The organism is Bifidobacterium sp. ESL0682 (assembly GCF_029392815.1).
In the GTDB taxonomy this organism is placed as follows: Bacteria; Actinomycetota; Actinomycetes; order Actinomycetales; family Bifidobacteriaceae; genus Bifidobacterium.
This window is the reverse complement of the sequence record NZ_CP113942.1, coordinates 146,341-163,354: the sequence shown is the minus strand read 5'-3', so window position 1 is coordinate 163,354 and position 17,014 is coordinate 146,341. Positions and strand designations below refer to the sequence as shown.

The window sequence follows — 17,014 nt, the reverse complement described above, 5'->3', positions numbered from 1 at the left end:
ATGACCGTGTCCAAATCCATCCAAAAGCATTCAGACAAATTAAGCAATCTATCATTGATTGTCTTATAAATCCGATACATTGGAATCGAGGTATTTCATATATCACACCGAAGATGGCGTGACGTCATCGCGCATAACCCAAAACAATGCGATCCGAGCGATTGCAGACTACGCGAATAAAAAAATCATGAAAATCAAAATCTAAAAATAGACAACCATTCAGCCACCGAGAACAAGTAACTGTCCCAATAACCAATATCAGGAAAATCAAATGAAGACACGAAACGTAATAGCCACTGCAGCCACTCCCCTGGCCGCTCTCGCCTTTGCCATAGTGCCGCAAACCGCGATGGCCGGCGAGCTTCAGCCATCATCCGACGCCGAGCAGAAGCCAACTGCTCAAGCCTACTGCGATGCCAGCAAACGCTCGTTTGGCACCGATGCTTACTGGCAGTTGAGCTCGGACTGCTCGCAACTACACCTCGGCAGCAGATACGAGGGGCGCATAGGCACCTTGCCCAACACCCGCCCGTGGTATTCCGTGCGGTACTCGATCAAGCAGGCAACGGTCGATTCGCCAGTCAAAGCCCACGCCGATTCGTCCCAGATGTTTTATGACATGCCATATCTGACCAGCATCGACCTGACGGGATTAGACACCAGCAACGCGACCAGCATGAGGCAGATGTTCTACAAGAATCCGTCACTTGGCAACATCACTTTCGGCGACGCATTCGACACCAGCAATGTGACCGACATGAGCTATATGTTTGCCTCGGACTCCACGCTTCAAAGCCTTGATTTAGGAAAGAAATTCGACACCTCCAAGGTCACCAACATGAATCACATGTTCGGAGGAATGAAAAACACGGAATCGCTCAACCTCGGCCCCTCGTTCTCTACGGGCAATGTCGTTACCATGGCTTCCATGTTCCAAGGCGACTCGTCGCTGAAACGACTCGATCTTTCGAACTTCGACACCAGCAAAATCAACGGCGACGACCGAATCGACAATATGTTCGAGGGATGCACCAGTCTGCGGTTCGTCCGCGTCGGAGCCAACGCGTCATTCGCAAGCGTCGCCAACGCACCTTCAACCAGTTGGAAAAGCCAGGACGGTAATTGGACAGGCGATCCCGCCCTCGGTTTCGGACAGGATTCGTCAAGCACGACTTGGTACGGCAGTCCCGAAGTCTCAGTGAGTTTCAATGCCAACGGAGCGCAAGGCGCCGCTCCTGCAACGATGACCCGTGACGCCTGGCCAGACGCGCCAGCCGAATTCGAGATGCCCGGCCAAGGCGAAATGGTCAAGAAAGACCACACTCTGGCTGGTTGGGCACGTGACGAAGATGCCACGGAACCCCACTACCAGGCCGGTTCCGTATTCACTTTGGACAATAACGATGACGCCGATAATGACACCACCATGCATGCAATCTGGCAACGCAGCAATTCCGAAGGCGGGACAGAGCCCGGCGAAGGCACCGACACTGGTGAAAGCGGAACCGAACCAGATGAGGGAGCATCTGAAATCGGAGAAGGAGAAACCGACGAGAGCGAGGGGGAAGTTGACGAAAGCGGGGAAGAAGTCGACGGCAGCGAAAACGAAATCGACGAGGACGGAACAGAATCCGGAGAAGATGAGACCGACACCGTTGGAGGCGAGATCGAACCGGGAGAGAGGAAACCACGCCAATCATCGCCGAACCGACGATACCCGGAACAACACCTGGACACTCGCCAATACCCAATCCGGAGCACACCGCGCCATCCGCATCTCTCGCACAAGCATCAGGCAGTGCAGCCGAGACTCCTGGTCAACAGCAAACCAAAGACGTACAGGGGCAAGACGAACTGGCACGCACCGGTTCATCCGCCCTCGATCTCGCCATCGTCGCCATTACCTTGACACTCACCGGCTTGGCCATAGCCTTGCGCCAATCCAAAATACGTCAATGAAAAAGCCAACGCACTGACCGGTCATCCAACAGATATCGGTCAGTGCGTTGACCAGCGAGACGATCATCTGCATGATGTAGGCAAGCAGGTACGTCAGATCCAGCAAGTCAGAATGAAGTCTGTCGGCAAAAACCTACGAATACCGCCGACAATCGCATAACTGACAGGCGACAAACATGCGATTCCGGCACACACCCCAAGCGGCTGCATCAAAAAGCTTATTACCGTATAACATATTGTACAAATATACTAAGTGTGATATATTTGTTATACATCGTGCGTATCGATGGCACAGCAGGCATCGAAACAGCACACTGCCACTCTCTGGCGATGCAATAAATCAATATAGGAAGAAGCAACAATGAAGCAACGAAACTTCGCGGGTAGCGCTGTCGCCATCGCGGCAGCTTTCGCTCTTGCAGCAGTGCCGCAGATGGCCAATGCCTCCGAGACCACAACCATGCAGCCTGAGCGGATTACGCAACAAACTACTTCCAAGACCCTGGCATCAGATTCGAAACTGGCCACCGCTGGAATCAAGCCGGCCGATTCAACAACCAAACCAGCATCTCCGAGAAGCCAAACGCCGGCTGCACAGGACGAGTCCACCGCCCCACAAATCGGGACGAGGGCCACTTGCACCTCACCCGACACCGACGAAAACGTCATCGGCGACCATGCCTATTGGAAGGTGAGCCCTGACTGCACCACGCTCACCTTGGGCACCGAGACCGGGTACACGAACGGCACGCTGCCCGACGTCCACGCATACCAGCCCTGGGTCTCTCACGCAAGCACCATCACATCCGTGAGGATCGATTCACCTGTGAAGGCCAATGCCGATTCATCGCAGCTGTTTATCTACCTTCCGAACGTGACGAACATCGACCTGACCAACCTCAGCACCACCGGCGTCACCAAGATGAACCACATGTTCGACAGCGACACGGCACTCACCACAATCACGTTCACCAGCGCCTTCGACACGAGCGCGGTCACCGATATGCAGTACATGTTCGGCCAAGACCCCGCGCTCACCACCCTCATCAACCCTACGTTCGACACCGGAAACGTCCAGAATATGACCAAGATGTTCTACGGCGACAAGGCACTGAGCAGCCTTCCCATGATCGACACCTTCAACACCTCGAAAGTCACCGACATGAGCATGATGTTCTACGACACTCCCGCACTTGCCAGCCTAGACCTCAGCAGCTTCAACACCAGCAACGTCACCGACATGAGCCAGATGTTCGCCTACGACGCAGCGCTTACCAGCCTGAACCTCAGCAACTTCGACACCAGCAACGTCACCGACATGCACTACATGTTCTACGGCAACACAGCGCTCACCAGCCTGAACCTCCCGACGACCTTCAATACCAAGAACGTCACCAATATGAGCTTTATGTTTTGCGCGGACCATACGCTCGCCCATCTCTCTCTTCCGTCGGCTTTCAACACCAGTAAGGTCACCAATATGTCCGCGATATTCGCCGATGACAGCAACCTGGAGGATATCTCTTTCGACAGCAATTTCAAGACTCCTCTCGCCACTAATATGACCTATATGTTCGCCCTCGACCCCAAACTCACCAGACTCGACCTCTCCAGTTTCGACACAACCACCACCAGGGCGCTGCCCAACCAGACAGGCATGTTCGCCGGTGACAATGGGCTGGAATTCGTGCGCGCCGGCGGAACCGCCGTGTTCGACAACACCAATGGCATGTCCGTGAAGGACTGGACGAACGAGGCCGGCAGCTGGAGCGGTCATCCGAGCGACGGCTTCGGCAACTCCCCGGTCATGTGGTATGGCGACCCCGGAACCGCAACCGCGACCTTTGACGCGAACGGCGCCGAGGGAACCGCCCCCACCCCGATTACCATCGCTCTGTGGCCCGATGCTTCCACAACGATCACCTTGCCTAATCACGGCAACATGACCAAGAATGGTTATACTTTCCTCGGCTGGTCCGAAGACCGCGCCGCACAGAATTTGTCCGGCTCGAACTCAGGTCATGCTGGACAATCGTATGACACTCATGGGGCCAACTTCACTATGTACGCGGTATGGAGCAAGGACGCGTCCAACGGACAAAACGGTACCAACGGCTCGAACGGGACCAACGGAACCAACGGCACAAACGGCACAAACGGCACAAACGGCACCAACGGCTCGAATGGCACCAACGGAACGAATGGTACGAACGGCGCGCGGCGCACCAACGGAACCAACGGAACGAACGGGACCAACGGAACCAACGGAACGAATGGGACCAACGGAACCAACGGGACGAACGGCTCGAACAGCCAAAACGGCACGAATGGTACCAATGGGACCAACGGGACCAACGGCCAAGCCGGGACCAACGGTACGAACGGGACCAACGGCCAAATCGGCACGAACGGTACCAATGGTGCAAACGGTTCGAATGGCGCCAACGGTCAAACCGGACAAAAGGGCCCGAACAGCCAAACCGGCACGAACGCACCTGCAGCCGCCCAGAACGATCCTAAAGGCAAGAGGCTCGCGAAGACCGGTGCCGATATTCTAGGCATCGCAGTCGCCACTATCGTATTGGCCGGTGCAGGTTGGGGCGTATTCCGCCTGCGCAAAGCAAACGAGGGCTGACGTTTACAACCATTGACTGACCAATCATCAGCCAGCAACCTAGAGATGGGCACCAACCATAACGGCTGGTGCCCATCTCCGCTTTTAATCACCATGGCAATGGCGTATCCGCTTGAATTAATTTCCACATAGCCGACCGAACCCACAACCACGCATCCTAAAAATCCAATTCATCAATTCGCAAACATAGCGTTTCCAAACGCAATATTTATGCAAAAAGCACAACACTCTCAGCTCCCATTGACCCCTTGAGGTAGGCTAGGCAACCGGACGGGGCGATTGGATTAAATGTTGTAAATAGAAACCGCAATCCCGCAAACAATCAACCCAAGACAACCGTGATAGATTTCGCTCCAGACCGATTATGAGTCCACCAACGGAATTGCTAGAATGCACCGGACGCCGGCGAACGGAACCGGGAACATGAACTCCAAGAAGGCGACGAATGAGTAATGTGATGGCCATTGTACGACGCGATATCGTGCGGCTGCTGCGAGTACCGGCGGCATGGGTCGTCCTGTTCGGAATCGTGTTCATTCCACCCCTGTACGCATGGTTCAATATCGCAGGCTTCTGGAATCCCTACGGCAACACCAAAGGCATCGAAGTGGTCGTGGTCAACAACGACCGTGGCACCGATTCCCAAGCCATCGGCAAGATGAACATGGGCGAGCAAATCGTGCGACAGCTCAAAAGCAATGACAGTCTCGGCTGGAAATTCGCGAATCAGTCCGATGCCATGCAACGCGTGGAATCCGGTGCAAGTTACGCCTCCATCATCATTCCGAAGAATTTCAGCGACCGCGTCGCCGGGGTCATCGAGGGGCACAGCACGCGCCCGACCTTGGAATATTATGTCAATGAAAAAGCGAACGCACTGGCCAGCCGCATGACCGATACCGGCGCCTCGACGGTCGACAGCCAGGTCAACGAGACCTTCGTTTCCACGGTGAGCAAGGTCGTTTCCAGCGTTATCAATAAAACCGATGAAGACATCAACGACAAAGCCGACACCGCTACGGCCGACACACTCGCCGATCTCAACAAGGCGCAACAGTCCGTCACCGATATCCGCACCAATATCGCCGATCTCACCACAACGCTCAACGGCGTTCCCGACAAAACCAAAGTAGCTCGCGGCACGCTCGACAAAACGCAGAAAGCCGGAGCACAGACCTCCAAGCAGCTCAAGGACGCTTCAGCTGCGATTACCAGCACACAAAATACTCTTAACGACTTCAACAGCAACGCCACCGCCACTCTCGACCAAAGTTCGAATCTGCTTTCGCAGGCCAGTTCGCAATCCAACGTCGCTATCAATTCCGTCGCCGCCGGGCTTACCAAAGCCAACGGAGATATCGGTTCAGCACTTTCCACCGCCCAGCAAATCAACACAGACGCCAGCAATCTCATCAACCGGCTGGAAGCATCGGGACTGCCTGGCAACACCGATGCCATCAATAAGTTGAAAGCACAGAACGCGAGTCTTGGCGATTCGATCAAAACCATCAGCGACCTCAACACCAACGTCGGCGCAACGACGACCAGCACCGTTTCAGCTGCCAATGGCATCAACACCGCCACTCAATCAGCCTTGAACAACGCCGCGAGCGCACGAAAATCCATCGCATCAGGCGCTTTGCCGCAGCTCAACAACGGCTTGAATGGCCTTTCAACGGTCGCAGCGACCTCTTCGGCCAACCTCGCCTCGCAGGATTCGCTGGTCACGCAATCCACCCTCGTACTGAACCAGCTCGATCAGGCTGCCGTTACGGCCGCCAATGCCTTGAACGGCACCGACAAAGGCCTCGCAAACCTGCAAACCCACCTGTCGACGCTCACCACCGACATCGCTGCGCTCTCCAGCTCATCGGCACTTGGCAGCTCAGGCATCATTGCAAAATCAGTGGGTGGCGACGGCAAGCTCGATGCCGCCAAAATCGCCGATTTCATGCTCTCTCCCACCGTTCTCGACACGAAAGTGGTCTATCCGGTGAGCACCTATGGCTCCGGCATGGCACCACTTTTCACGAATCTGACGCTCTGGGTCGGCGCATTCATGCTGGTGGTTCTGATGAAGCTGGAGGTGGACGACGACGGGCTGGAAAGCGAACCGACGCCCGGCCAGCGCTACTGGGGTCGTTGGATTCTTTTCGCGCTGATTGCTTCGTTGCAGGCCATCGTCACCGTACTTGGCGAGCTGATCATCGGTGTGCAATGCCATAACGTACCGGTGTTCATCATCACCGCCATGCTGGCCTCGATGGTCTACGTGAGCATCACCTACGCGCTGTCGACCTCGTTCATGCATGTCGGCAAGGCGCTGTGCGTGGCATTGGTCATCATTCAGATCCCAGGCTCGTCAGGCATGTATCCCATCGAGATGATGCCGAAGTTCTTCCGCGACATGTACCCGTACTTCCCGTTCACCTACTCAATCAACGCCCTGCGCGAAACCATAGCAGGCTTCTACCGCGCGGACTGGTTCATCAACATGGGCCGCCTGATGATTTTCGCTGTCCTGTTCTTCCTTTTGGGCCTTGTAATCAAGCCTCATATAGGCAATCTGCAGCGTTTGGCCGACCAGCAGCTCAAGGCGAGCGACATCATCAACAACGAGCCCGCACTGCACAAAACCCACGAATACCCGATTTCGCAGGCACTGAGCATGCTGGCGAACAAAGAGGAATACCGCGCGAGCATCGAAGAACGCGCCCGGAAATTCGCCTTGCTGTATCCAAAGCTCATGCGCGGAGCGCTGGCTTTCGGCATCGCCATCCCGGTCGCCATAGCCCTCACCTTCTCGCTGACTACCGGCACCAAAGTCATTGCGTTGGCGGCATGGGTCATCTGGTTCCTTGTCATCATTGTTTTCCTCGTTGTCGTCGAGTCCATCCGCGACAGCCTTGCCCGGCAGGTGCGCCTTGGCAATCTCGATGACGACGCCGTGCGTACGTTGCTATATGAACACCAACAAACGCGCAACAAGGCAAAAATGGGAAAGCCACACGACTCGGATAGTCGGTTCACCAGCGAGCCGCCGACAGCACGTCTGACTTCGCTCCCCTTGAATCTGGATAGCCCGTCTGATTCCGTGCATCCGCAGAATTCTGCGATTTCACCGGGCGAGGTTGGAAACGATGACGTTGAAACGAACGAGCCAGACAACCCGGCATTCGATACCGGTGACATCGAAACGCTTAAACATGAATTACGCAATTCAGAAAACCACGAGATAAACGGACAAAACGGCAACCAGCAGAAGGGAGAAGACCTGAAATGAGAACGATATGGAAGCTTTTCACCGGCGACGTGCGGCGCATTACTAGCAATATCATTTCAATCATCGTCCTGATCGGCCTGGTCGTCATCCCCGCGCTGTTCACCTGGTTCAACGTCACCGCAAGCTGGGACCCGTTCGGCAACACCAAGAACCTCAAATTCGCCGTGGCAAGCGTCGACGAGGGCTATTCCAGCGACCTTATGCCGGTGAAGATGAAACTCGGCGACCAGGTCATCGGCCAGTTGCGTGCCAACAGCCAGCTCGACTGGACCTTCACCACCAAAGACAAGGCTATCGAAGGCACCAAAAAGCCGGTACCTACTATGCGGCGGTCATCATTCCCAAAGACTTCAGCCGCAATATGATGACCTTCTTCTCCTCCGACGCCAAGCACGCGACGCTTGAGTACTACACCAACGAGAAGAAGAACGCTGTCGCGCCGAAAGTGACCGGACAGGGCGCCGATCAGATATCCAAAGAAGTCAACGAGATGTTCGCGAAGACCATCACCAGCACGGCGCTGAGCGTGGCCTCCGGGCTTTCCAAGCAGCTTGATTCCTCAGACGCCCGCGAGCGCCTGACCTCGTTCAACGGCAACATCAACGACCTCGCTGGCCAGCTCAACGATTCCGCGACGAATGTGGACGCCTACGCCAGCCTCATCGACGTTTCCCAAGCGCTGCTTTCCAGCTCCTCATCTCTGCTCAACAACGTTTCGAACAATACCGGCAAATCACTGAAACAGCTCAACAAGGCCGGCAGCAATGTCAAAGACGTTTCCGGTGCACTCGATACCGCAACTTCCACGCTTTCGCAGGCCTTGAATGCAAGCAGCTCAGGCAACGCAGCTATCGGCACTGATATCGGCAACGCATTCGACAGTGCCAACAAATCCTCCGCCGACGTTTCGGCGATGCTGCGCAAACAGGCAGGCCTTATCGGCGATCAGGCGGCGCAATATCAGAAAATCCGGGATACGCTGGCCGCGTTGCCAACTCCTCCTTCTGATGCACTCAATGCCTTAGACAACATCATCTCACGCCAAAAGGCGCTGCAAACAGCCCTGAGCACTTCGGCCAATGACCTCGACACGAAAACCGGCGATGCAACACGGCAACGCGAACAAATCGTAGGCCTCGTCAATCAATCGAAAACGGCCATCGACGGACTCAACACCAATCTTTCCAAGACGCTGAAGCCACAAATCGCCAACATCACCTCATCGCTTTCGTCCGTTTCCGGAGCTCTCGGCTCCGGCGCTACCGACCTCAACAACAGCGTGACGGCGCTCAATGACACCGCCAATCAGGCCAACAGCAAGCTCAAGCAGGCACGGGCAACACTCACCGATACCTCCGCCACGCTTTCCCAAGCCAGCGGCAAACTGACCACGTTCAGCCAGCAACTGACCGAAGCGCTCAACAGTGGTGACATGGCCAAGGTCAAGAAGCTGCTTTCCGGCGATCCTGACAAGCTTGCGGCCACCCTCGCAGCACCCGTCGCGCTCAAACGCAATGCCGTTTTCCCAGTCGAAAGCTTCGGCACATCGCTGACCCCGTTCTATACGTTCATCCCGCTCTGGGTCGGCTCATTACTGATCGCCTTGACCCTCAAAACCAACGTTTCACGTGAAACGCGACGCAAACTGGCCGAAACCGGTTCAAGTCGAGGCAGATCACGCAAACGCCGCCGCCAAGGCAATCACGGATCCACGGCACAGAGCGAAGCGGCCAATACGCCTGCAGCCGCTCCCGTAGCGGCCCTGGCAGCCAGATCGCTACCGGAGCCAGACGTGCCCGACGGCGTACGCCGATGGAAACCTCCCGACCGGGTGAGCTCGGAACACATCCCGTCTCATCAATCGCAAGCACCAACGGCAAAGCGCAGGGGCCCATTGCGACCGCCGTTGATCCTACTGCACCAACTAGTAGCACCCGCGCATCAAATCACGTCTCAGCGGCAAATACAGGCGCTTTAGATGCGACTGATACACTTACCCTCACCAATCAAGCCGAAACTATTGTCGACGAGCCCAAATCCTACCAGCTCTATCTCGGCCGCTTCGGTATCTTCGCCTTCATCTCGCTGCTGCAGAGCACATTCTCCTGCGCCGGCACCTTGCTGTTCCTTCGGGTCCACGCGGTTCATCCAATGCTGTTCATGCTCGCAGGCTGGGTATCCGGCCTCGTGTACGCATTCGTCATTTACACACTGGTTGCCTGCTTCGGCACCATCGGCAAGGCCATGACCGTCATCGTCCTGGTGATGCAGATTTCCGGCTCATCCGGCTCCTATCCGCTGCAGGTACTACCGAAATTCGTACAGGTCATCAACCCGTTCCTACCGGCCACCCACTCGATCCAGGCCGCTCGCGCCGCCATCGCTGGCATCTATCAGAACGATTTCTGGATTCAAATGGGCATCGTCTTGATCTACGCCGCCATCATGTTGGTCATCGGTCTGATCATGCCCAAACCCTCAAAGTTCAACACCTGGTTCTCCGGCCAACTGGAGCGCACCAAACTCATCTAATCAACCCAACTACATTTATTGGGCGTAAAGAGCTTGTAGGCGGTTCGTCGCGTCTGGCGTGAAAGCCCAAGCCATGCTGTTCTGAGACTGATTTACCAGCCCATTAGCACATTCCTTTCAAACGAGGAATCTAAAGGACCAGCTGCAAGGTAAGACGAAGAGCAATGTGTGACCAACCTGCCCTATTCAGCACGGGATCCTGGACACGGACAGGGCGCCGGCCCCGAACTGAGATAGGTTCTCAAAGACCCGCCCCATACAGACGACGGGGCAGGGCCCACACGGGAGAGTCGCCTGTTCGCGGCTGACACCAATTGTTGGCGGAACAACGGCCCATCAAGGCTTTGTCCCGGAATAGCTCCTGGTAACATCGCTATTTACAAATGTACAAAATGACATAGAAGATTCATAGCAGGGGATGCACCGCTGGATCCCTCGACCTGAGTTTTATATCTTCAAAAAATGGCGGACGTCGCTGATGCCCCTCTTGCATCCAATGCCATTCTTGCGGCATTCAATTATCTTGAATCCACCGAAGCAATCTATACGACTACCTGTTGCGTACCTTTCGAAGTGCCCCAAAAGAGGTTTAAACGGCCCGTAAGGATTCGCCGAACGCCGATCCTCCCACCGGGGTGGCTGTGCCGTTCGCGTCCGTGGCTGGTTGCCCGGCGGCTGTCTGTGGGTCCGGTTGTCTTCCGGGTATGCGAAAGGACCCCATGGGAGCCGTGAGGCTCGACCATGGGGTCCTTCTGAAGTGTGATGCGGCGGCGGGCTACTCTCCCACACCCTATCGGGTGCAGTACCATCGCCGTGCCAGGCCTTAGCTTCCGGGTTCGGAATGGGACCGGGCGTCTCCCCTGGGCTATGGCCGCCGCAAATCTTATATTATACACGGAACACGAGGAACCGCGGGAAGTGGCGGCTCGGGAACCGGAAAGCGGACGCGTGAAGATGCATTGAATCGAGTCGTGTCATCACAGCGCTAGTGCTGTCTGATGTCATTCGCAGAAGATGCCTCACGTCCCATCCGGAAGGATGGAAGTGTGATTGCCTTTCGGCCGTTAGTACCGGTCGGCTCCACCCCTCGCGGGGCTTCCACGTCCGGCCTATCAACCAGGTGTTCTGACCTGGGGCCTACAAGGGGTCAAAGCCCCTAAGGAATACTGATCTCGGAGCAGGCTTCCCGCTTAGATGCTTTCAGCGGTTATCCCTTCCGAACGTAGCCAACCGGCCGTGCCACTGGCGTGACAACCGGCATACCAGAGGTTCGTCCACCCAGGTCCTCTCGTACTATGGGCAGGTCTCCTCAATATTCCAACGAGCGCAGAGGATAGAGACCAAACTGTCTCACGACGTTCTGAACCCAGCTCGCGTGCCGCTTTAATCGGCGAACGGCCGAACCCTTGGGACCTGCTACAGCCCCAGGATGCGACGAGCCGACATCGAGGTGCCAAACCATCCCGTCGATATGGACTCTTGGGAATGATCAGCCTGTTATCCCCGGGGTACCTTTTATCCGTTGAGCGATGCCGCGCCCGTGCGCCGGCACCGGATCACTATCTCCGACTTTCGTCCCTGCTCGACCCGTCAGTCTCACAGTCAAGCCCGCTTGTGCGATTGCACTCAACACCCGATTGCCAACCGGGCTGAGCGGACCTTTGAGCGCCTCCGTTATCCTTTGGGAGGCAACCGCCCCAGTTAAACTACCCGCCAGGCACTGTCCCTGACACGGATGACGTGTCGAGGTTAGACATCAAATGAGAACAGAGCGGTATTTCACCTTTCGGCTCCACACGGGCTGGCGCCCGTGCTTCGAAGCCTCCCGCCTATGCTACACAGTTTTCACCTAATGACAATACCAAGGTATAGTAAAGGTCCCGGGGTCTTTTCGTCCTTCTGCGCTTAACGAGCATCTTTACTCGTACTGCAATTTCGCCGAGCTCCTGGTCGAGACAGTGGGGAAGTCGTTACGCCATTCGTGCAGGTCGGAACTTACCCGACAAGGAATTTCGCTACCTTAGGATGGTTATAGTTACCACCGCCGTTTACCGGGGCTTGAATTCACCGCTGCCCCCGAACGAGTCGGGATGACGGATCCTCTTAACCTTCCGGCACCGGGCAGGCGTCAGTGCATATACAGCGGCTTGCGCCTTCGCATGCACCTGTGTTTTTGGTAAACAGTCGCTACCCCCTGGTCTGTGCCACCCCCGCAGCTCCGGGCGCAAGGCCCTTCACCGCAGGGGGTCTCCCTTATACCGAAGGCACGGAGGAGTGATTTGCCGAGTTCCTTGACCAGGATTCGCTCGATCGCTTTGGTATTCTCTACCTGACCACCTGTGTCGGTTTGCGGTACGGGCGCCGCAGGCCCTCACACCGAAGCTTTTCTCGGCAACGGAAACCACCGGATTCGGCCCCAACGGGCCCCATCATCGCGCCTCGCCCTGTTGCACCGCGGATTTGCCTACGGTACGGGCTGCACGCTTGACCACGGACTACCACCGCCGCGGCCGGCTCTTCCATTGCGTCACTCCTGTGCTGACCTACCGGAAGGTCTGTCCCAACCACCACACATCCGGCACCCCGAAGGGAGCCATCAATGCGGCGGGAGGTTAGTACCCGACTTTCGGTCCGGACGGTCCTGCGCCGGTACGGGAATATCAACCCGTTCGTCCATTCGACTACGCCTGTCGGCCTCGCCTTAGGACCCGACTCACCCGGGGACGATGAACGTGGCCCCGGAACCCTTGGTCATCCAGCGGACGGGATCCTCACCCGTCTTTCGCTACTCATGTCTGCATTCTCGCTTCCGCACGGTCCACGGCCGGCTTACGCCGCCGCTTCACCCCATACGGAACGCTCTCCTACCCAGCGTCCAAACGGACGCTGCCGCGTCTTCGGTGGCGTGCTTGAGCCCCGCTACATTGTCGGCGCGGAACCACTAGACCAGTGAGCTGTTACGCACTCTTTCAAGGGTGGCTGCTTCTGAGCCAACCTCCTGGCTGTCTATGCGACTCCACATCCTTTCCCACTTAGCACGCGCTTCGGGACCTTAGACGACGATCTGGGCTGTTTCCCTTTCGACGACGGAGCTTATCCCCCGCCGACTCACTGCCGCGCTATAGCGCCACGGGTATTCGGAGTTTGGTTGCCTTCGGTACGCGATACGCGCCCTCAGGCATCCAGTAGCTCTACCCCCGGGCGAACCACACGACGCTGCACCTAAATGCATTTCGGAGAGAACCAGCTATCACGGAATTTGATTGGCCTTTCACCCCTAGCCCCAAGTCATCCCCCCAGTTTTCAACCTAGGTGGGTCCGGTCCTCCACGCGGTCTTACCCGCGCTTCAACCTGCTCAGGGCTAGATCATCCCGCTTCGGGTCCAGGACAAGCGACTCAAACGCCTTTTGAGACTCGCCTTCGCTACGGCTCCCCACGACGGGTTAGCCTCGCCACTTGCCACTGACTCGCAGACTCATTTTTCGATAGGCACGCCGTCACCCCTCAAGGAGGCTCCGACGGTTCGTAGGCGCACGGTTTCAGAAACTATTTCATTCCCCTCCCGGGGTGCTTTTCACCTTTCCCTCACGGTACTCGTTCGCTATCGGTCAGACAGTCATATCTAGGCTTACCCAACGGTCTGGGCGGATTCACACGGGATTCCACGAGTCCCGTGCTACTTGGGAACCTGGATCGGAAGGCAGCGCGCGACCGGCTACGGGGCCATCACCCTCTACGGCCGGGAATTCAATCCCGTTCGCCTAGCACGCTGTTTTATGACTTCCGCCGGACGCTCCAGCATCCGGGCACCAGGCCCCACAACACCGTCCGCGCAACGCCTGGAGGCTATCACACGCGGCCGGTTTGGCCTGATCCGCTTTCGCTCGCCACTACTCACGGAATATCCTTTCCTGCAGGTACTGAGATGTTTCACTTCCCTGCGTACCCCCGCACGAATGCGGTGCCGGCCCATACGGCCGGCGGGTCTCCCCATTCGGAAATCCTCGGATCAAAGCCCTGTCGGCGGCTCCCCGAGGCCTATCGCGGCCCCACACGTCCTTCATCGGTACTGTCTGCCAAGGCATCCACCATACGCCCTTACCAGCAACACACACCCACACAAACAGGCTGCATGCCGCAAGGACCTCTGCGAAAAACTCTGGACAACACATCATCACACTATGAATGATCACAAAACGATCGACCAAATCCCCAGATTCAAAAGAATCGGAGACCGGTCTTAAAAATTGCATCTAACAAAGCAAGAATCAAATCTTGCTCGCGTCCACTATCCAGTTCTCAAGCCACCACGCACCGACGCATCCGGAACCCCATCCGGGGTCACCTTCAGCGAAGGGCATCGAATCGCACCGGCCAAACGGCCGGGGTGGCGATCCGGGAGCCCAAAAGCATGCCCATACCACTGATATGCAAAGTTGTCATCCTTGATCTTTTCCACACCAGCAGGACCACACCAGGGAACATCCCCGGCAGGCCCGACACCGGATGCCAAACAGCATCCTGAATTCTCCGTAGAAAGGAGGTGATCCAGCCGCACCTTCCGGTACGGCTACCTTGTTACGACTTAGTCCCAATCACGAGCCTCACCTTAGACGGCTCCGCCCACAAGGGTTCGGACACCGGCTTCGGGTGCTGCCCACTTTCATGACTTGACGGGCGGTGTGTACAAGGCCCGGGAACGCATTCACCGCGGCGTTGCTGATCCGCGATTACTAGCGACTCCGCCTTCATGGAGTCGGGTTGCAGACTCCAATCCGAACTGAGACCGGTTTTAAGGGATCCGCTCCATGTCGCCATGTCGCATCCCGTTGTACCGGCCATTGTAGCATGCGTGAAGCCCTGGACGTAAGGGGCATGATGATCTGACGTCATCCCCACCTTCCTCCGAGTTGACCCCGGCGGTCCCTTGTGAGTTCCCGGCATAACCCGCTGGCAACACAAGGCGAGGGTTGCGCTCGTTGCGGGACTTAACCCAACATCTCACGACACGAGCTGACGACGACCATGCACCACCTGTGAACCGGCCCCGAAGGGAAACCCCATCTCTGAGGCGATCCGGAACATGTCAAGCCCAGGTAAGGTTCTTCGCGTTGCATCGAATTAATCCGCATGCTCCGCCGCTTGTGCGGGCCCCCGTCAATTTCTTTGAGTTTTAGCCTTGCGGCCGTACTCCCCAGGCGGGATGCTTAACGCGTTAGCTCCGACGCGGAACCCGTGGAATGGGCCCCACATCCAGCATCCACCGTTTACGGCGTGGACTACCAGGGTATCTAATCCTGTTCGCTCCCCACGCTTTCGCTCCTCAGCGTCAGTAACAGCCCAGAGACCTGCCTTCGCCATTGGTGTTCTTCCCGATATCTACACATTCCACCGTTACACCGGGAATTCCAGTCTCCCCTACTGCACTCAAGCCCGCCCGTATCCGGCGCAGACCCATCGTTAAGCGATGGGCTTTCACACCAGACGCGACGAACCGCCTACGAGCTCTTTACGCCCAATAAATCCGGATAACGCTTGCGCCCTACGTATTACCGCGGCTGCTGGCACGTAGTTAGCCGGCGCTTATTCGAAGGGTACACTCACTCTCGCTTGCTCCCCAACAAAAGCGGTTTACAACCCGAAGGCCTTCATCCCGCACGCGGCGTCGCTGCATCAGGGTTCCCCCATTGTGCAATATTCCCCACTGCTGCCTCCCGTAGGAGTCTGGGCCGTATCTCAGTCCCAATGAGGCCGGTCGCCCTCTCAGGCCGGCTACCCGTCGAAGCCTTGGTGGGCCGTTGCCCCGCCAACAAGCTGATAGGACGCGACCCCATCCCATGTCGGTAACCCTTTCCCGCGATCACATGCGATCACGCGGAACATCCGGCATTACCACCCGTTTCCAGGAGCTATTCCGGAACATGGGGCAGGTTGGTCACGCATTACTCTCCCGTTCGCCACTCTCACCACGGTGCAAGCACCATGGATCCCGTTCGACTTGCATGTGTTAAGCACGCCGCCAGCGTTCATCCTGAGCCAGAATCGAACCCTCCACAAAAAAATTGCAGAGAGCCTTAATCAAAGGCTCTACATAATAATTGACGGAACCATTCCATAAGGGGAATGGTCCACACTAAAAACCTCGACACGAATTAAGCCCCCAGGGCACCCCAGACGAGGCACGCGCCGAACTGGCAATCAAAAAAGCTTTACAATAAAAAGTAGTACAGACACACTCTTGAGTTCTCAAACCACCACCACACCAACACTTCAATCAATCTCGAAGATTTGTTGTCGCTGTCAGGCAGCAAGTAGATAACTTACACGAGGTTGCCTCCTTATGCAAGTCCTATTCGAACAAATAGTCAAAATTCGGTGAAATTTCAACGTTCTTCCGGCGTGTCGAAATAACACATACTAGGCATTCCAATCCCTCTTATCCTCATTACGATTACGAAAAATAGCCTAAAAATATATCGTTCAATTCCTTATTGGCGTGTCGTCAGTGCCATTCTATTTTCTGCGGATACTCAAATCCTCGATAGCAAACAGTCCTTCTCATATTTAGACCGCGATTCCACAATGTCACCGAACCCAGTATCAA

6 protein-coding genes and 3 rRNA genes are annotated in these 17,014 nt (G+C 56.3%); 6 read left to right on the top strand and 3 right to left on the bottom strand.

All coding sequences use genetic code 11. The annotated features are described in order from the left end of the window. Positions 1–271 precede the first annotated feature (271 nt). From OZX57_RS00595 to OZX57_RS00570, 6 genes are all read left to right on the top strand, one after another. A complete protein-coding gene (locus tag OZX57_RS00595; RefSeq protein WP_277162291.1) occupies positions 272–1,909 on the top strand; it encodes a BspA family leucine-rich repeat surface protein in 1,638 nt (545 codons plus the stop codon). 411 nt (positions 1,910–2,320) lie between these two features. Beyond that, entirely contained in the window at positions 2,321–4,594 is a 2,274-nt protein-coding gene (locus tag OZX57_RS00590) for a BspA family leucine-rich repeat surface protein (protein ID WP_277162290.1), read from the top strand. Between the two features lie 457 nt (positions 4,595–5,051). Continuing rightward, positions 5,052–7,877: a YhgE/Pip domain-containing protein gene (locus OZX57_RS00585; RefSeq protein WP_277162289.1), complete on the top strand. Its 2,826-nt coding sequence runs from the start codon at positions 5,052–5,054 to the stop codon at positions 7,875–7,877. Then, positions 7,874–8,242, top strand: a complete 369-nt coding sequence (locus tag OZX57_RS00580; protein ID WP_277162288.1) for a hypothetical protein — start codon at positions 7,874–7,876, stop codon at positions 8,240–8,242. Before OZX57_RS00585 ends, OZX57_RS00580 begins: the two co-directional genes overlap by 4 nt. After that, positions 8,239–9,855, top strand: coding sequence for a hypothetical protein (locus OZX57_RS00575; protein ID WP_277162287.1), 1,617 nt, complete (start codon positions 8,239–8,241; stop codon positions 9,853–9,855). The genes OZX57_RS00580 and OZX57_RS00575 overlap by 4 nt, the downstream gene beginning before the upstream one ends. Continuing rightward, a complete protein-coding gene (locus OZX57_RS00570; RefSeq protein ID WP_277162878.1) occupies positions 9,738–10,409 on the top strand; it encodes a YhgE/Pip family protein in 672 nt (223 codons plus the stop codon). Before OZX57_RS00575 ends, OZX57_RS00570 begins: the two co-directional genes overlap by 118 nt. 762 nt (positions 10,410–11,171) lie before the next feature. Here the strand turns inward: OZX57_RS00570 and rrf are convergent. The 3 genes from rrf to OZX57_RS00555 form a co-directional block, all read right to left on the bottom strand. Beyond that, positions 11,172–11,288, bottom strand: a 5S ribosomal RNA gene (rrf, locus tag OZX57_RS00565). Between the two features lie 164 nt (positions 11,289–11,452). Beyond that, a 23S ribosomal RNA gene (locus tag OZX57_RS00560) occupies positions 11,453–14,522 on the bottom strand. A 424-nt stretch (positions 14,523–14,946) separates the two neighbouring features. Next, positions 14,947–16,468, bottom strand: a 16S ribosomal RNA gene (locus tag OZX57_RS00555). Together the 16S, 23S and 5S rRNA genes form the textbook arrangement of a ribosomal RNA operon. Positions 16,469–17,014 lie beyond the last annotated feature (546 nt).